This is a genomic window from Pigmentiphaga sp. NML030171, assembly GCF_002188635.1.
Taxonomy (GTDB): domain Bacteria; phylum Pseudomonadota; class Gammaproteobacteria; order Burkholderiales; family Burkholderiaceae_B; genus Pigmentiphaga; species Pigmentiphaga daeguensis.
On record NZ_NINX01000026.1, the window covers coordinates 59,668 to 74,856 of the forward strand.

At 68.0% G+C, this 15,189-nt stretch carries 13 protein-coding genes; 9 read left to right on the top strand and 4 right to left on the bottom strand.

From position 1 onward, the window contains the following. Window positions 1-119 precede the first annotated feature (119 nt). Window positions 120-1,757: an AMP-binding protein gene (locus tag CDO46_RS08990; RefSeq protein WP_087838213.1), complete on the top strand. Its 1,638-nt coding sequence runs from the start codon at window positions 120-122 to the stop codon at window positions 1,755-1,757. A gap of 33 nt (window positions 1,758-1,790) precedes the next feature. Here CDO46_RS08990 and CDO46_RS08995 read toward each other — a convergent pair whose 3' ends face one another. Beyond that, the gene (locus CDO46_RS08995; protein WP_087838214.1) at window positions 1,791-3,650 is read right to left on the bottom strand and encodes a hypothetical protein; all 1,860 of its coding nucleotides are present in this window, start codon (window positions 3,648-3,650) and stop codon (window positions 1,791-1,793) included. A gap of 72 nt (window positions 3,651-3,722) precedes the next feature. On the opposite strand from CDO46_RS08995, the gene ubiA reads away from it, so the two are divergent. The 5 genes from ubiA (at window position 3,723) to edd (ending at window position 9,359) form a co-directional block, all read left to right on the top strand. Continuing rightward, the gene (gene ubiA, locus CDO46_RS09000) at window positions 3,723-4,607 is read left to right on the top strand and encodes a 4-hydroxybenzoate octaprenyltransferase (RefSeq protein ID WP_087838215.1); all 885 of its coding nucleotides are present in this window, start codon (window positions 3,723-3,725) and stop codon (window positions 4,605-4,607) included. Between the two features lie 57 nt (window positions 4,608-4,664). Then, window positions 4,665-5,363 (top strand): YggS family pyridoxal phosphate-dependent enzyme, encoded by a 699-nt coding sequence (locus CDO46_RS09005; protein ID WP_087838216.1) that lies wholly within the window; start codon window positions 4,665-4,667, stop codon window positions 5,361-5,363. 34 nt (window positions 5,364-5,397) lie between these two features. Continuing rightward, window positions 5,398-6,228: a pyrroline-5-carboxylate reductase gene (gene proC / locus CDO46_RS09010; RefSeq protein ID WP_087838217.1), complete on the top strand. Its 831-nt coding sequence runs from the start codon at window positions 5,398-5,400 to the stop codon at window positions 6,226-6,228. After that, window positions 6,212-7,441 carry an MFS transporter gene (locus tag CDO46_RS09015; RefSeq protein ID WP_087838218.1) on the top strand — a complete coding sequence of 410 codons (1,230 nt, stop codon included), beginning with the start codon at window positions 6,212-6,214 and terminating at the stop codon, window positions 7,439-7,441. Before proC ends, CDO46_RS09015 begins: the two co-directional genes overlap by 17 nt. A gap of 97 nt (window positions 7,442-7,538) precedes the next feature. After that, complete coding sequence (edd, locus tag CDO46_RS09020) at window positions 7,539-9,359, top strand: phosphogluconate dehydratase (protein ID WP_087838219.1); 1,821 nt, start codon at window positions 7,539-7,541, stop codon at window positions 9,357-9,359. Between the two features lie 14 nt (window positions 9,360-9,373). Here the strand turns inward: edd and CDO46_RS09025 are convergent, their stop codons facing one another. After that, window positions 9,374-10,663 carry an NCS2 family permease gene (locus tag CDO46_RS09025; protein ID WP_087838220.1) on the bottom strand — a complete coding sequence of 430 codons (1,290 nt, stop codon included), beginning with the start codon at window positions 10,661-10,663 and terminating at the stop codon, window positions 9,374-9,376. A 228-nt stretch (window positions 10,664-10,891) separates the two neighbouring features. Further along, entirely contained in the window at window positions 10,892-11,230 is a 339-nt protein-coding gene (locus CDO46_RS28330; protein ID WP_165963278.1) for a BON domain-containing protein, read from the bottom strand. Window positions 11,231-11,475: 245 nt separating this feature from the next. Between CDO46_RS28330 and CDO46_RS09035 the strand changes: the two genes are divergently transcribed. The 3 genes from CDO46_RS09035 (at window position 11,476) to CDO46_RS09045 (ending at window position 14,485) form a co-directional block, all read left to right on the top strand. After that, on the top strand, window positions 11,476-12,333 hold the full coding sequence (locus tag CDO46_RS09035; RefSeq protein WP_087838222.1) for a 23S rRNA (adenine(2030)-N(6))-methyltransferase RlmJ: 858 nt from the start codon (window positions 11,476-11,478) through the stop codon (window positions 12,331-12,333). A gap of 187 nt (window positions 12,334-12,520) precedes the next feature. Next, the gene (locus CDO46_RS09040; RefSeq protein ID WP_087838223.1) at window positions 12,521-13,468 is read left to right on the top strand and encodes a fumarylacetoacetate hydrolase family protein; all 948 of its coding nucleotides are present in this window, start codon (window positions 12,521-12,523) and stop codon (window positions 13,466-13,468) included. A gap of 60 nt (window positions 13,469-13,528) precedes the next feature. Next, window positions 13,529-14,485 carry a tripartite tricarboxylate transporter substrate binding protein gene (locus tag CDO46_RS09045; protein ID WP_087838224.1) on the top strand — a complete coding sequence of 319 codons (957 nt, stop codon included), beginning with the start codon at window positions 13,529-13,531 and terminating at the stop codon, window positions 14,483-14,485. Between the two features lie 21 nt (window positions 14,486-14,506). Here CDO46_RS09045 and CDO46_RS09050 read toward each other — a convergent pair whose 3' ends face one another. Then, window positions 14,507-15,172 (bottom strand): GntR family transcriptional regulator, encoded by a 666-nt coding sequence (locus CDO46_RS09050; RefSeq protein ID WP_087838225.1) that lies wholly within the window; start codon window positions 15,170-15,172, stop codon window positions 14,507-14,509. Window positions 15,173-15,189: the final 17 nt, after the last annotated feature.

The following is a 15,189-nucleotide window of genomic DNA, read 5'->3' on the forward strand; positions in this document are numbered from 1 at the left end:
TATGTTTTTTCCTTGTCCGGATGCGGAAAATTATTTGAGGTTTAAAAATTTTAAGTTAAATTAATCTTCGACCCGTCACTGCCCGGCCAGGAGGCCGCGCATACCGCTGGAGACCACTCATGGAACGCTCGGGGCATCTCGATACCTTTGCGCGCGATCATCTGCCGCCGCCCGAGGCCTGGCCGGCATTCCTGCTCGACCATCCCGCCGTCCGCTATCCCGCCCGCTTCAATTGCGCGGCCGAGCTGGTCGACGGCGCGGTGGCGGCGGGGCACGGCCGGCGCCCAGCCATCTGGACGGTGACCGACGGCAAGCCTTCGGCCATCACCTATGCCGAGTTGCAGCAGCGGGTGGACCGCCTGGCGCATGTCCTGGTCGAGGACATGGGCCTGGTGCCGGGCAACCGGGTCCTGCTGCGCGGCCCGAACAATCCGGCCATGGCGATCGCCCTCCTGGCCACGATCAAGGCGGGTCTGGTGGCGGTGCCCACCATGCCGCTGCTGCGCGCGGTGGAGCTCAAGCCCGTCATCGACAAGGCGCAGGTCAGCGCGGCGCTGTGCGACGTGCGCTTGCGCGACGAGATCGACGCCTGCATGCGGCCCGGCCCGACCCACTGTCCCACCTTGACCCAGGCCCGTTTCTTCAATGACGACGGTCCCGAATCGCTGGAGGCCCTGGCGCGCGACAAGTCCGCCTCCTTTCCCGCCTGCGACACGGCCGGCGACGACGTCTGCCTGATCGCCTTCACCAGCGGCACCACGGGCAGCCCCAAGGGCTGCATCCATTTCCACCGCGACGTGCTGGCGATGTGCGACCTGTTCCCGCGGTCGATATTGCAGGCCACGCCCGACGACATCTTCTGCGGCACGCCGCCGCTGGCGTTCACCTTCGGCCTGGGCGGCATGCTGTGCTTCCCGCTGCGCGCGGGCGCGTCCACCGTGCTGTCCGAGAAGCTGACGCCGGCCTCGCTGCTGGAGACCATCCAGGCCACCCGCGCCACCATCGTCTTTACCGCGCCTACCTTCTACCGCCAGATGGCGGCCCTGGCCTCGGGCTACGACATCTCCAGCCTGCGCCATTCCGTCTCGGCCGGCGAGGCGCTGCCCGACGCCACGCGCCAGAGCTGGAAGCAGGCCACGGGCGTGGAAATGACCGACGGCATCGGCAGCACCGAGATGATCCACATCTTCATCTCCAGCGCCGGCCAGGACGTGCGCCGCGGCGCCATCGGCAAGGTGGTGCCCGGCTACGAAGCCTGCGTCGTCGACGAATCCATGCAGCCGCTGCCGCCCCGCACCGTCGGCCGCCTGGCCGTGCGCGGCCCCACCGGCTGCAAATACCTGGCCGACGATCGCCAGGCCAACGCCGTGCGCCAGGGATGGAACCTTACCGGCGATTCCTTCATGATGGACGAGGACGGCTACCTGTATTACCAGGCCCGCACGGACGACATGATCATCTCGGCCGGCTACAACATCGCCGGCCCCGAGGTCGAAAGCGCCTTGCTCCAGCACGAGGCCGTGGCCGAATGCGGCGTGATCGGCGTCGCCGACGAAGAGCGCGGCCAGGTCGTCACCGCCTTCGTCGTGCCGCGCCCCGGCTTCGCGCCTGGAGACGATCTGGCCAAGACCCTGCAGGAGCACGTCAAGCGCACCATCGCTCCCTACAAGTACCCGCGCGTCATCCGCTTCGTCGACGCCTTGCCCCGTACCGAAACGGGCAAGCTCAAGCGCTTCGCGCTGCGCGGGCTGAACTAGCGGTGTCCGGGGCCCGGCAGGGCCCCGCCGCTGTTATTGGCAGGTGGTCACGTTCGTGACCTCGACCACGGCTTCCCGCACGTCGCAGGCCAGCTTGCGCGGCAGGTCGCCGGTTTCGGTGCAATTGCCCATGCCGTTGTAGGCCCAGATCGACCCGGTCATTCCCGTGCCGGGACGGTCGGCGGGGCAGCGGGCTTCGAAATGCACCGTGATGCAGTTGGCGACCTTGGGCTGCACGCGGGGCCGGATGCCGATCACCGAGGGCAGTCCCCCCTTGGCGGGGCATTGGGCCGCCTGCAGGCGTATGGCGCGCCGCTCGGCGGCGAGATGATCCAGCAGCGCCTGGGTCCGGCGTTCCTGTTCCTGGCGGGCGAGCTCCGCCTTCCTGCGGGTTTCTTCCTCGCGCTGTTTTTCCTTGGCCAGCCTGGCCTGTTCCGCGGCGCGGGCTTCCTCGGCCTTGCGCTGTTCTTCCTGCTTGCGCTGGGCTTCCTGCGCGCTCGCTGATGCCGCCGGTGCCGCGGCCGCGGTTCGTTGCGGCGGGGAAGAGGCCGTGGATGTCGGCGCGGACGCCGCGCGGGTCTGCGCAGCCGCGGCGTTGGCCGCCATGATCCGGTCGGCATGCGCGGCGGCTTCGCGGTCGCGCTGCTGTTTCTGCTGTTCGATCTGCCGCAGCTTCTGGTTCAGGTCGCGTTCGAAGTCGCGGGACTGCTGCGCCATGCGCTGGTTGCTCTGGTTGGCCTGCTGGAAGCCGCTGGCCAGGCCGCTCAGTATGGCGTTCGTCGTGGCCTGGGATTCGGCCGCCCGCTCGGCGGCGCGGCGCTGGGCATATATGCGGTCCCGTTCGCGCTCGACTTGCTGGCGCTCGCGGTTTTCCATCGCCGCGGCCAGGCGCTCGCGGGTCACGGGAAGATAGATATTGTTCCCTGTCGACGGCGAGTCATCGTCCGGCCCCTGCGCCCGGCTCATGATCCGGATGGAATCGCCGCGGTTGATGTAGATGTTCAGATAGTCGCCGTTGTAGGTGAAGATGTTTTCCGTGCCCGTGAATCGGTGGATCAGGCGGTCATCCGCCGACAGCGTCAGTTGCCTGCTGTCGAAGGAACCCGCGGGCCGGTTCGGCATGCTCAGTACGCGCAATGCCCTGGGGTCCGTACTGGATGGCGCCTGAAAGACCTCCCGGCCGGGGTTCGATCCGTCGGGCAGGCTGTACTGGAAAACCAGGTTGCCTGCGTCGTCCTTGTCGATTTTCAACAGGACGATGCGGCTGACGAAGGTCTGCCCCACGCTTTGTTCCCAGATGCCGAACGGCGAGGCGGCGCGCAATTGCTGGTAGGGGGAGGCCGGGTCCAGGCTGACGGGGATCGTGCCGCCGTCGGGCAGGGTATAGACGTCGCGGCGCAGCGGCTTGGGCCTCATGTGGAACGAGGCGGCCGATGCGCGATAGGAAAAATGCGCGGCAGCGTCGGCCAGGGACAGTTGCAGATCGTTCAGCGAGCCGTTCAGGATTTTCATGCGCCCGCTTTCGTCGAAGCGGATGGTCGCCTGGTCGTCGCTGAACATGCCGGATTGCTCGATCAGCATGTGGTAGGTGTCCGGCTGGGCCGTGGGGCGTACGAGTAGCCGGATCGCGCTGGAGTCTCGCAGGTTGTTGGCCGTGTAGAGCCTGATGGCGAGCGCGCCCTGGGCCGGGTCCGCCATTACCTGCAGCCAGTCGCCATCGTCGTTGACGTACAGGTGGCCGATGTAGGGCTGTAGAAAGCCCCATTGGATCTGCTGGAAGGCAGCTTGAGCCGCCGCCAAGGATTGGGATGACTGGGCGGTGCCGGCGGGCTCCACGGTGGCGCAGCCGGCGAGCGTCGCGCACAGCGCGGAGGCGAGCAGGATTTTTCTCATGCGCGGATTCTAGGCAACTCAGGGCGGGCACGCATCACCCGATCCAGTGAGAGGCGCTGGTACCATAACGCCATGGACCCTACGTTTCCCGTCTCCCTTTCCCACCGCCTGGGCCTGTACATGCGCCTGGTGCGCCTGGACAAGCCGATCGGCATCCTGCTGTTGGTCTGGCCCACGCTGTGGGCCCTGTGGGCCGCCAGCAAGGGCGGGCCGTCGCTGTATTTTGTGTTCGCCTTCGTGATGGGTACGGTGCTGATGCGATCGGCCGGCTGCGGCATCAACGATTATTTCGACCGCGACGTCGACCTGCACGTCGAGCGCACGCGCGACCGGGTGCTGACGTCGGGACTGATCTCGGGCCGCGAGGCGCTGGGCGTGACGCTGGCGCTGACGCTGCTGGCGCTGCTCCTGATCCTGCCCATGAACCACCTGGTCTGGGCCCTGTCCGTGGTGGCCGTGTTCCTGTCCGTCACCTATCCCAAGTTCAAGCGTTTCTTCGCCATCCCCCAGGCCTACCTGGGCATCGCCTTCGGCTTCGGCATCCCCATGGCCTACGCGGCCGTGCTCGAGACCGTGCCGCTGGAAGGCTGGATCATGCTGGCGGCCAACATCTTCTGGGCGATCGCCTACGACACCGAGTACGCCATGGTGGACCGGCCCGACGACCTCAAACTCGGCCTGCGCACCTCCGCCGTCACCTTCGGCAAGTGGGACGTGGCCGCCGTGGGCGTATGCTATGCGGCGACCCTGGCGCTGCTGGGCGTGGTCGGCGCCATGCTGGACTACGGATGGGCCTACGCGGCGGGGCTGGCGGGCGCCGCCGCCATCGCCGTGCGCCACCTGTGGTGGATCCGCCATCGCGACCGCGCGGCGTGCTTTCGCGCCTTCCTGCACAACACCTGGTTCGGTTTCTCGGTGTTCGCCGGCATCTTCGTGCAGACCACGCTGCTGGGCTAGCGCGGACGGTTCGGCGGGGTGGGCGGCCTATATAATCGTCGCTTTTCCCCTGAAGCCATGTCGCTCATCGCCGACAACCTGCGCGCCGTCCACCGGCGCATCGACCATGCCGCCCAGGCCTGCGGCCGCGCGCCGGGCGAGGTGGCGCTGCTGGCGGTGTCCAAGACCTTTTCCGCCCAGGCGGTGCGCGAGGCCCACGGGGCCGGGCAGCGGGCCTTCGGCGAAAGCTACGTCCAGGAGGCCGTCGACAAGCTGGCCGCGCTGGACGATCTGCGGGCCGGCACCGAATGGCATTTCATCGGCCCCCTGCAAAGCAACAAGGCCCGCCTGGTCGCAGCCCATTTCGACTGGGTCCACAGCATCGATCGCCTGAAGATCGCCCAGCGCCTGTCCGACCTGCGGCCGCCCGGCATGGCCGACCTCCAGCTGTGCATGCAGGTCAACATCGACGACCAGCCCACCAAGAGCGGCGTGGCGCCCGCCGAAGCGCTCGGGCTGGCGCGGGAAATCGCCGCGCTGCCGCGCGTGCGCCTGCGCGGCCTGATGTGCATCCCCGCCCCCCAGCAGGACCCCGTCCGCCAGCAGGCGGTCTTCGCCAGCCTGGCGGCGCTCATGCGCGACCTGAACCGGGAAGGCTTCGGGCTCGATACCCTGTCCATGGGCATGTCGGACGACCTGGAGGCCGCGGTGGCGGCCGGGGCGTCCATCGTCCGGGTGGGCACCGCCATCTTCGGCGCCCGGGATTACTCGTCCTGAGCGCGCGGCCACAACGCTTCCCAAGGAAACCTCAATGACCCAAGCGCTTTCCATCGCATTCATCGGCGGCGGCAACATGGCCGCCGCGCTGATCTCCGGCCTGGCGGGCAAATTCTGCCCCATGGGGAACATCCACGTCGTGGATCCGCATGAGTCCACCCGGCAGGCCTGGGCGGCGCGCGGCGCCTCGGTCGCGGCCGGGCCGGACGAGGCCTTGTCCCGTTGCGACATCTGGGTGTATGCGGTCAAGCCGCAGGTGATGAAAGAGGTTGCCGCGGCGAGCCGGCCCTGGCTCAAGGACAGTCTGGTGATCAGCATCGCCGCCGGCATCCGGGCCGCCGACCTGGCGCGCTGGCTGGGATCCGACACGCAGCCGTGGCTGCGCGTCGTGCGCTGCATGCCCAATACGCCCGCGCTGATCGGGCAGGGCGTGACCGGCCTGGCCGCGCTCGATGGCGTGGGCGAAGCCGACCGGGCGCAGGCCCAGGCCGTGCTGGAAGCCGTAGGCAGCACCGTCTGGGTCTCGCGCGAGGCCGACCTGGACGGCGTGACCGCGCTGTCCGGCAGCGGTCCGGCCTATGTCTTCCTGTTCATCGAAGCCCTGATCGAAGGCGGCAAAGCCGTGGGGCTGGACGACGAGCAGTCGCGCGCACTGGCGCTGGCCACGCTGTCGGGCGCGGCCAGCCTGGCTGCCGAGTCTTCCGAGCCGCCGTCGGTGCTGCGCGAGCGCGTGACTTCCAAGGGAGGCACCACGGCCGCGGCCCTGGACGTCCTGGCCCAGGCGAATTTCCGCCAGGCCGTGGTCCGAGCCATGCAGGCCGCAGCCCATCGCGCGCAAGAGATGGGTGATGAGTTCGGACGATAATCCCGCCGGCATCCGGTCGGTCGCGCGCCATCCTCCCTTCATCCTGTTCTGGTTCAGCCGGGTCATGTCGACCCTGTCGTTCCAGATGCTGTCGGTGGCCGTGGGCTGGCAGGTCTACGAGATCACCGGCAGCGCCTTTGACCTGGGCCTGGTCGGGCTGGCGCAGTTCCTGCCCATGGTGGTGCTGACCTTCGTCGTGGGACAGGTGGCCGACCGCTACGACCGGCGGGTCATCGCCAGCGTCTGCATGGTGGTGGAGTCGATCGCGGCGGGCCTGCTGGCCTTCGGTACATGGGAAGGCTGGCTCACGCGCGACGCCATCCTGGGGCTGGTGGCGCTGGGCGGCGCCGCGCGCGCCTTCGAGTCGCCCACCATGGCTGCGCTGGTGCAGGGCGTGGTGCCGCGCAGCCTCATCCCCCAGGCAGCGGCCTGGTCCACCTCCGCCACCCAGACCGCGCAGATCCTCGGCCCCGCGATGGGCGGGCTGCTGTACGGGTTCGGGTCCATGGTGGCCTACGTCGTGGCCTGCGTGTTCTTCTTCGTCGGTGGCGGACTGGTGGCGATGATCCGGGCGGAACGCACCGCATCCACCCGCGAGCCGGTCACGCTCAAGTCCGTTTTCTCGGGCATTGCCTTCATTCGCAGCCGTCCGGTCATCCTGGGGACGCTGTCGCTGGACCTGTTCGCGGTGCTGCTGGGCGGCGCGACCGCGCTGCTGCCCATCTACGCGCGCGACATCCTGCATACCGGCCCGTGGGGGCTGGGCTTGCTGCGCACGGCGCCCGCCCTGGGGGCGCTGGCCATGTCGGTCTTCCTGGCCCACCACCCCATCCATCGCAACGTCGGCCGCATCCTGTTCTCGTCGCTGGCCGTATTCGGCCTGGCCACGGTCGTGTTCGGCCTGTCTTCGCACCTGGCCGTTTCCATGGCGGCGCTGTTCGTGCTCGGGGCCTCGGACGTGGTCAGCGTCGTGATCCGCTTCACGCTGGTCCAGCTGCAGACGCCGCCGGAAATGCTGGGCCGCGTCAGCGCGGTGAACTCCCTGTTCGTCGGTACCTCCAATCAACTGGGCGAATTCGAGTCGGGCGTGACGGCCGCGCTGTTCGGCGTCGTGCCGGCGGTGCTGATCGGCGGCGCGGGCACGATCGCGGTGGCCCTGCTGTGGATGGTATTGTTTCCCCAGTTGCGCCGCTTGAAGTCGCTGGAAGGCTAGCCCGCCAGCCAGCTGGCGGGCCCGATACTTGCGTACGCGCCCACCGCCGGCGCCGCGGCGTCCGCCGCGCGCGCGAGCATCCCGGAGGTCGATCGCCATGTCCTTGCATCCCGTCCTACAGGAAGTCACCGACCGCATCATCGCGCGAGGCGGGGACCGCCGCGCGCAGTGGCTGGAGGAAACCCGCGCGCGGGCCGGCACGAAGGTCGAGCGCAGCCACCTGTCGTGTACCAACCTGGCGCACGGTTTCGCGGCCATGCCCGATCGGGCGAAGCTGATGCTCAAGGTGCAGGAGCAGCCCAACGTGGCCATCGTGTCGGCCTACAACGACATGCTGTCGGCCCACCAGCCCCTGGCCGATTTCCCCGCCTGGATCAAGGAGGCCGCGCTGGCGGCCGGCGCCACGGCGCAGTTCGCCGGCGGCGTGCCGGCCATGTGCGACGGCGTCACCCAGGGGCAGGCGGGCATGGAACTGTCGCTGTTCTCGCGCGACGTCATCGCGATGGCCACGGCCGTGGCCCTGTCGCACCAGATGTTCGACGCGGCGGTCTACCTGGGCGTTTGCGACAAGATCGTCCCCGGCCTGGTCATCGGCGCGTTGTCCTTTGGCCATCTGCCTGCCGTGTTCGTCCCCGGCGGGCCCATGACCACCGGCGTGAGCAACGACGAGAAGGCCAGGATCCGGCAGCTGTATGCCGAAGGCAAGGTCGGCCGCGCGGAATTGCTGGAAGCCGAGAGCCAGGCCTATCACGGGCCGGGCACCTGTACCTTCTACGGCACCGCCAATTCGAACCAGATGCTGATGGAGTTCATGGGCCTGCACCTGCCCGGAACGTCCTTCGTCAATCCCCATACCCCGCTGCGCGAGGCCCTGACCCGCGAGGCGGCCAGGCAGGCCGTATCGCTCTGGCACGGTGGCGGGCGGTATACGCCGCTGTGCGACGTCCTGGACGAGAAGGCCTTCGTCAACGGCATCGTCGGCCTGATGGCCACCGGAGGGTCGACCAACCATACCTTGCACCTGGTGGCCATGGCGCGGGCAGCCGGCATAGAACTGAACTGGGACGATTTCCACGCCTTGTCCGAGGTGGTGCCGCTGCTGGCTCGCGTCTATCCGAACGGCAAGGCCGACGTGAACGGTTTCCAGGCCGCGGGCGGCCTGCAGTTCGTCATCCGCCAGTTACGCAGGGGAGGGCTGCTGCACGAGGACGTCACCACTATCGTGGGCAAGGGGCTCGAAGCCTATTGCCGCGAACCCTGTCTTGAGGACGGCCGGCTGGCCTGGCGGGACGGCGCCGAGACCCCGGGAGACGACTCCATCGTGCGTCCGCTGGACCGTCCGTTCTCGCCCGATGGCGGGCTGCGCGTGCTGGAAGGCAACCTGGGCCGCTCCATCATCAAGATCTCGGCGGTGGCGCCCGAACATCAGGTGGTGGAGGCGCCCGCCATCGTGTTCGACGACCAGGACGACGTGCTGGCCGCTTTCCAGCGGGGCGAGCTGGAGCGCGATTTCGTCGCGGTCGTGCGCTGGCAGGGGCCGGCCGCCAACGGCATGCCCGAACTGCACAAGCTCACGCCCACGCTGTCGGTGTTGCAGGGGAGGGGATTCCACGTCGCGCTGGTGACCGACGGCCGCATGTCGGGGGCCTCGGGCAAGGTGCCCGCGGCCATCCACGTCACGCCCGAGGCCTTGAAGGGGGGACTCATCGGCCGGGTGCGAACCGGGGATCGGGTGCGGCTGGACGCGCGGCGCGGCGTGCTGGAGGTGCTGGCGGACCTGGGCGCCCGTCCCGCCCAGGCCGCGCCCGACCTGCGGCCGCATCGCCGCGGCGTCGGGCGCGATCTGTTCGGCCACATGCGCCGGGCGGTCAGCGCGGCCGAGGAGGGGGCCTGCACCTTGTTCGTCGACGAGGATTAGACCCCGCTCCTGGTTCAGGCCGCGAAGAAGGCGAAGCGGACCAGGAACAGGATGGCGATCAGCCAGGCCGCGGGATGGATTTCACGGACGCGGCCGGTGCATGCCTTGAGTACGACGTAGCTGATGAAGCCGAACGCGAGGCCGGTGGCGATCGAGTACGTGAAGGGCATGGCCAGCGCGGTCAGCGCGGCGGGGATGGCTTCGGTGATGTCGTCCCATTTCACATCGATCAGCTCGCGCATCATCAGGCCGGCCACGTACAGCAGCGCGGGCGCGGTGGCGTAGGCGGGCACCGAGCCGGCCAGCGGCGAGATGAACAGCGCGGCCAGGAACAGCGCGCCCACCACCAGGGCCGTCAGGCCGGTACGGCCGCCGGCCTGGACGCCCGAGGCGCTTTCGACGTAGGCCGTGGTGCTGCTGGTGCCCAGCAGCGAGCCCGCGGTGATGGCGGTGCTGTCGGCCAGCAGGGCGCGGCCGATGCGGTTCTTGCCTTCGGCCAGCAGGCCGGCGCGCTTGGCCACGCCCATCAGCGTGCCGGTGGCGTCGAATACCTCGACCAGGACGAATACCAGCACCACGTGCACGAAGCCCATGTGCAGCGCGCCCAGGATGTCCAGTTGCAGGAAGGTGGGAGCCAGGCTGGGCGGGGACGAGAAGACGCCGTGGAATTCGTTGATGCCCAGCACCATGCTGAGCACCGTGATGATCAGGATGCCCAGCAGGATCGCGCCGCGGACCTTCAGCGCATCCAGGATGGCGATGATGAAGAAGCCGAGTATGGCCAGCAGCGGGGCGGGCTTGTGCAGGTCGCCCATGGTGATCAGCGTGGCGGGGCTGGCGACCACGATGCCGGAGCTGCTGAGCGCGATGATGGCCAGGAACAGGCCGATACCGGCCGCGATGGCGCTGCGCAGGGAAGGCGCGATGCCGGCGATCAGCCAGCTTCGCACGCCGGTGACGGTCAGCACGATGAAGATGACGCCCGAGATGAAGACCGCGCCCAGCGCCTGCTGCCAGGTGAAGCCCAGGGTCGCCACGACGGTGAACGCGAAGAACGCGTTCAACCCCATGCCCGGCGCCATGCCGATGGGGTAGTTGGCCACGAAGGCCATCATCAGGGAGCCGATCGCCGCCGCGATGCAGGTGGCGGCGAAGACGGCGCCCTTGTCCATGCCCGTGGTGGACAGGATCTGCGGGTTGACGAAGATGATGTAGGACATGGTCAGGAACGTGGTGATTCCCGCCAGCAGCTCGGTGCGAGCATTGGTGCCGTGTTCGTGGAGTTTGAATAGGCGCTCTAGCATGGTGGCTTCCAGGTACGTGGACGAAGTGGGAAGCCATGCGCAGCGCCTGGTGCGGCGCGTCGCCATTGCTTGGCGCGTGCCGGTCTCGGCCCGTCGACGGCCTGCCCCCCAGGCGCATATTAGGGGCGGTTCATCAAAATGAAAAGCCAGGTCTGGCGGGACTTCTGGCGGGATGCCCGAGGCATCCCGCCCGAGGGCGGCGGCCGGCGGCGCGCCGCCCGCGGCGGGTCAGCGCTCGCCTTGTTTCTTGAGCTGGATGTCGTTCCTGACGTCCTGGACGCCGTCGATGCCGCGTGCCACTCTCACGGCGGAATCGATCTGCGCGGAGTCGTCGGCGGAGCCGGACAACTGCACCACGCCATTGACCGTCTTGACCTTGATGCTCAGCGATTGCGTGGCTTGTTCCTTGAGCAGCGCGGCCTTGACCTTGGTGGTGATTACCGTGTCGCTGGCGAACTTGCCCGCCGACTCCTTGGTGGCCTGGCCGTCGCCCTGGGCCATGGCCAGGGGCGCGGCGGCCGAGAAGGCTGCAATCATGGCGGCGATCATCAGGTTGCGTGTCCTCATCGATCTCTCCTTGAAAGCGGCCGTTCCGGCAAGGCGGATGTGGCCGGTGCTTTCAACATACGGGGCCGGTCCGCCGGGTGTCAAAGCAGCCTGTGTGCATTTGTAAGCCGTGGCGCCGGCATGGCCGGCCCCACGCGGGCGGTCCGTGCAAGCCGTCACGATTGCAAGGGATGCGTGGCACATGTAACGCGGTCGAGCGGCCACGCCGCCGGGGCGCCTACAATGAGCGCTCTTCTGGAAATCCCATGTTCAGCTATCGCCATGCCTTCCACGCCGGCAACCATGCCGACGTGCTCAAACACCTCGTGCTCGTGCAATTGCTGCGCTATTTCGCGCAGAAGGACGCGCCGTACTGGTACGTCGACACCCACGCGGGCGCCGGGATCTATGCGCTGGAAGGGGACTGGGCGGGCAAGAACGCCGAGTTCGAGACCGGCATCGCGCGCCTGTGGACGCGCGACGACCTGCCCGGCATCGTGGCCGAATACGTGGACGAGGTCGCCGCCTTCAACGAGGACGACCTGCTGCGCCATTATCCCGGGTCGCCCTTCATCGCCGCCCAGGCGCTGCGCGAGCGGGACCGCCTGCGCCTGTTCGAACTGCACCCCACCGAGATCGACGTCCTGCGGCGCAACTGCCGGCAACTGGGCCGGGAGATCGAGCGCCACACCATGATCTACGCCGCGGACGGCTTCGAGGGCGTGAAGGCCTTGTTGCCGCCCCCCACCCGCCGCGGCATCGTGCTGATCGACCCGTCGTACGAGGACAAGCGCGACTACACCCGTGTCCTCCAGTGCCTGGAAGAGGGCTTGAAGCGTTTCGCCACCGGCTGTTTCGCGATCTGGTATCCGCAGGTGCAGCGGCTCGAATCGCAGCAACTGGCCGGAAGGCTGGCGCGCGTGCCGGGCCGGTCCTGGCTGCATGTCAGCCTGACCGTGCGCAAGCCTTCGGGCGACGGGCTGGGGCTGTACGGCAGCGGCATGTTCATCGTCAACCCGCCGTGGGTGCTGGAGTCGGCCCTGAAGGAAATCATGCCCTGGCTGACCGGCGTCCTGGCCCAGGACGCCGGCGCCACGTTCACGCTGGAAAGCCGCGAAGGCTAGGGGCCGCCCCCTTCAAAAGTCCGCCCCTCAAAAGAAAGGCGCCGCGGGCAGAGACTCCCCGTCCGCCGGTCACGCCGGGCCCTCTCGATTCGAGAGGGCCCGGTTTTTTTATGCATGAATTCAGTTGAATTCAATTGAATTCAGGCATAGCATCGCACCTTCGATACGATGATTGAGGCCCCGCCGCATGAGACTTGCCACTTTTACCGTTCCCGCCGAATCTTCCGCTGCCCGCGTCGGCGTGCTGTGCAAGGACCGCATGCTCGACCTGGCGCGCTGCGCGGCCGCCGTGGAGCCGCGGGAGGCCGCTTTTCCGTATTCCATGCGGGCGCTGCTGGAGGAGGGCGACGCCGGACTGGCGCGCGCGCGCCGGTTGCTGGATGCGGCGTCGAGCGACGCCGCGCTGCGCGAGCGCCATGCCTATGCGCTTGACGATGTCCGGCTGCTGCCGCCCGTGCCCGATGCCGAGAAGTTCCTGTGCGTGGGCAAGAACTACCGCACCCATCTCGAAGAACTCAAGCGCACCGATCTGATCAAGGAATTGCCGGAGGAGCCGACGGGCTTCATCAAGCTCAACGCCTGCCTGGTCGGCCAGGACGCCGAGGTGGAGCGGCCGGTGGACGTGGCGCACCTGGACTACGAGCCCGAACTGGTGTTCGTGATCGGCAAGCCCGCCTATCGCGCGCGCCGCGAGGACGCCTTCGGCTACGTGGCCGGGATCACCATCCTGAACGACCTGACCTGCCGCGATACCCAGAAGCGCGAAGTCGCATCGGGGTCGCGGTTCTGGACCGCCAAGAACGCCCCGGGTTTCGGTCCGCTGGGGCCGTACATCATCACCATGGACGAAGTGCGCGACGCCTACGACATCTGGGTGACTTGCCGCGTCAACGGCGAAGAGCGCATGCGCGTCAATACTTCCGACCAGATCTGGAAGCTGCCGGACATCGTCGAGCATTTCTCCAGACTGCTGCCGCTCAAGCCCGGAGACATGTTCTCCACCGGCGCGCCCGGTGGCGTGGCGGTGGGCAAGCCCAATGCCGACGAATTGTTCCTGAAGCCGGGGGACGTCGTGGAGTGTGCGTTCGAGGAGCCCGCCATGGCCCTGCGCACCCGCATCGTGGCGGCGCGTTGAACCTCGCCGGGAAGATCAAGAACGACGCCCGGCGGTTGTTTTCATTGGAGGAGGTGGATCATGAAATGTGCTATCGATACGGCACGCCGCGCGGCGGCCTTGCTTGCGTGGGCCGTGGTGCTGCCCACGCAGGCCCAGGCGCAAGCCTTTCCGTCGCGGCCGGTCACCATCGTGGTGCCGTTCCCGCCCGGAGGCGGGGCGGATACGTTGGCACGCATACTGGGCGCCCATCTGACCAAGGTCTGGAAGACCCAGGTAATCGTGGACAACCGGCCCGGCGCCAGCGGGCATATCGGTGCCAATTTCGTGGCGCGGGCGCCAGCGGACGGCTACACGCTCATGATGAGTTCGACCGCCTCGCTCGACAAGAAGAACGTCGGGCAGTTCGCGCCCATCTCGCTGGTGTCGGCGTCCGCCTATGTGGTGGTGGTCAATCCCCGCCTGGGCATCAACAGCATCAAGGAACTGGTGGCCAGGGCCAAGGCCGAGCCCGGCAAGCTGAACTTCGGCTCGTCGGGCGTGGGCGCGGCCTCGCACCTGTCCGTTGAGCTGTTCAAGGAAGTGGCGGGCATCGAGATGATGCACGTGCCCTACAAGGGCACGGGCCAGGCCGTGACCGATCTCCTGGGCGGGACGCTGAGCCTGATGTTCGCGCCGGCGCAGACGGTGATGGGCTATGTCGATACGGGCCGCCTGAAAGCGCTTGCCGTGACGAGCGCCGAACGCTCGAAGGCCTTGCCCGGCCTGCCCACGGTGGCCGAGGCGGGAGTGCCTGGCTATGCGGCGGTGGGCTGGTTCGGCCTGCTCGCGCCGGCTGGCACGCCCGCCGCGGTAATCGACAAGCTCAACAAGGACGTGAACGCCGCGCTGCGCGAGCCCGAGATCGTCAAGCAGATGATGGAGCACGGCGCCGAGCCTTCCCTGACGACGCCGGCCGAGTTCGGGACCTTCATCCGTGCGGAACTGGAGCAGTGGACCCGCCTGATCGACAAGCTGGGCATCGTCGTGGGCGGATGAGCGCGTCCAGATGGGCAGGCCCTAGTCGGACTGCCGATTGAGCAGATAGCTGACGCGGGCACGCTGTCCGCCGGTCAGGTGGCGCACCATGGCGGCGCGTGCGCCCTCGACGTCGTGCGCGGCGATGCATTCGACCAGTTCGGCATGTTCGGCGTACGCGTCCTGCAGGCGCTTGGGGTTGGTGGCCGTGGCTGGTCCCAGCAGGATCATGGGCGTCTGCAGGGCGCGCAGCGTGCTGATCACATAGCGGTTGTGCGCCGTGCGGTACAGCGCGTTATGGAAGCGCCGGTTGTGGCGTTCGCGCTCGATGGGATCGTTCAGGACGGAGCGCTCGAACTCGAGCATCTCGCGCAAGACGTCGATCTCGGCGTCGGTGGCGTTCTTGGCCGCCATGCCGACCGCCGCCGGCTCGATCACGAAGCGCAGCGCATAGAGCTCGTTCACCATCTGATGATCGAGTTCGGCGATGACGCGGCCAAGATAGGGCTGGTGCACGATCAGGCCGTCGGTCTCGAGCCACGCGATGGCTTCGCGGACCGGCGTGCGGCTGATGGCCAGCCGGTCGGCCAGGGCGTTCACGCTGACGCGGTCGCCCGGCTTGAGGACGCCGGTCTCGATGGCTTCCTGCAATTGCCGATAGGCGGCCTGGCCTAGCGATTCAGGCTTTTTTTCTGGGGTGTGTGGCATGGATCTACCGCTCGACG

Bases quoted from the DNA above. Each gene is read 5' to 3' on its own strand.
- CDO46_RS09045 (WP_087838224.1), top strand. From the start codon at position 13,529: ATGAAATGTGCTATCGATACGGCACGCCGCGCGGCGGCCTTGCTTGCG.
- CDO46_RS09035 (WP_087838222.1), top strand. From the start codon at position 11,476: ATGTTCAGCTATCGCCATGCCTTCCACGCCGGCAACCATGCCGACGTG.
- CDO46_RS09015 (WP_087838218.1), top strand. From the start codon at position 6,212: ATGAGTTCGGACGATAATCCCGCCGGCATCCGGTCGGTCGCGCGCCAT.
- CDO46_RS09050 (WP_087838225.1), bottom strand. From the start codon at position 15,172: ATGCCACACACCCCAGAAAAAAAGCCTGAATCGCTAGGCCAGGCCGCC.
- edd (WP_087838219.1), top strand. From the start codon at position 7,539: ATGTCCTTGCATCCCGTCCTACAGGAAGTCACCGACCGCATCATCGCG.
- CDO46_RS09025 (WP_087838220.1), bottom strand. From the start codon at position 10,663: ATGCTAGAGCGCCTATTCAAACTCCACGAACACGGCACCAATGCTCGC.
- CDO46_RS09040 (WP_087838223.1), top strand. From the start codon at position 12,521: ATGAGACTTGCCACTTTTACCGTTCCCGCCGAATCTTCCGCTGCCCGC.
- CDO46_RS08990 (WP_087838213.1), top strand. From the start codon at position 120: ATGGAACGCTCGGGGCATCTCGATACCTTTGCGCGCGATCATCTGCCG.
- proC (WP_087838217.1), top strand. From the start codon at position 5,398: ATGACCCAAGCGCTTTCCATCGCATTCATCGGCGGCGGCAACATGGCC.
- CDO46_RS28330 (WP_165963278.1), bottom strand. From the start codon at position 11,230: ATGAGGACACGCAACCTGATGATCGCCGCCATGATTGCAGCCTTCTCG.
- ubiA (WP_087838215.1), top strand. From the start codon at position 3,723: ATGGACCCTACGTTTCCCGTCTCCCTTTCCCACCGCCTGGGCCTGTAC.
- CDO46_RS08995 (WP_087838214.1), bottom strand. From the start codon at position 3,650: ATGAGAAAAATCCTGCTCGCCTCCGCGCTGTGCGCGACGCTCGCCGGC.
- CDO46_RS09005 (WP_087838216.1), top strand. From the start codon at position 4,665: ATGTCGCTCATCGCCGACAACCTGCGCGCCGTCCACCGGCGCATCGAC.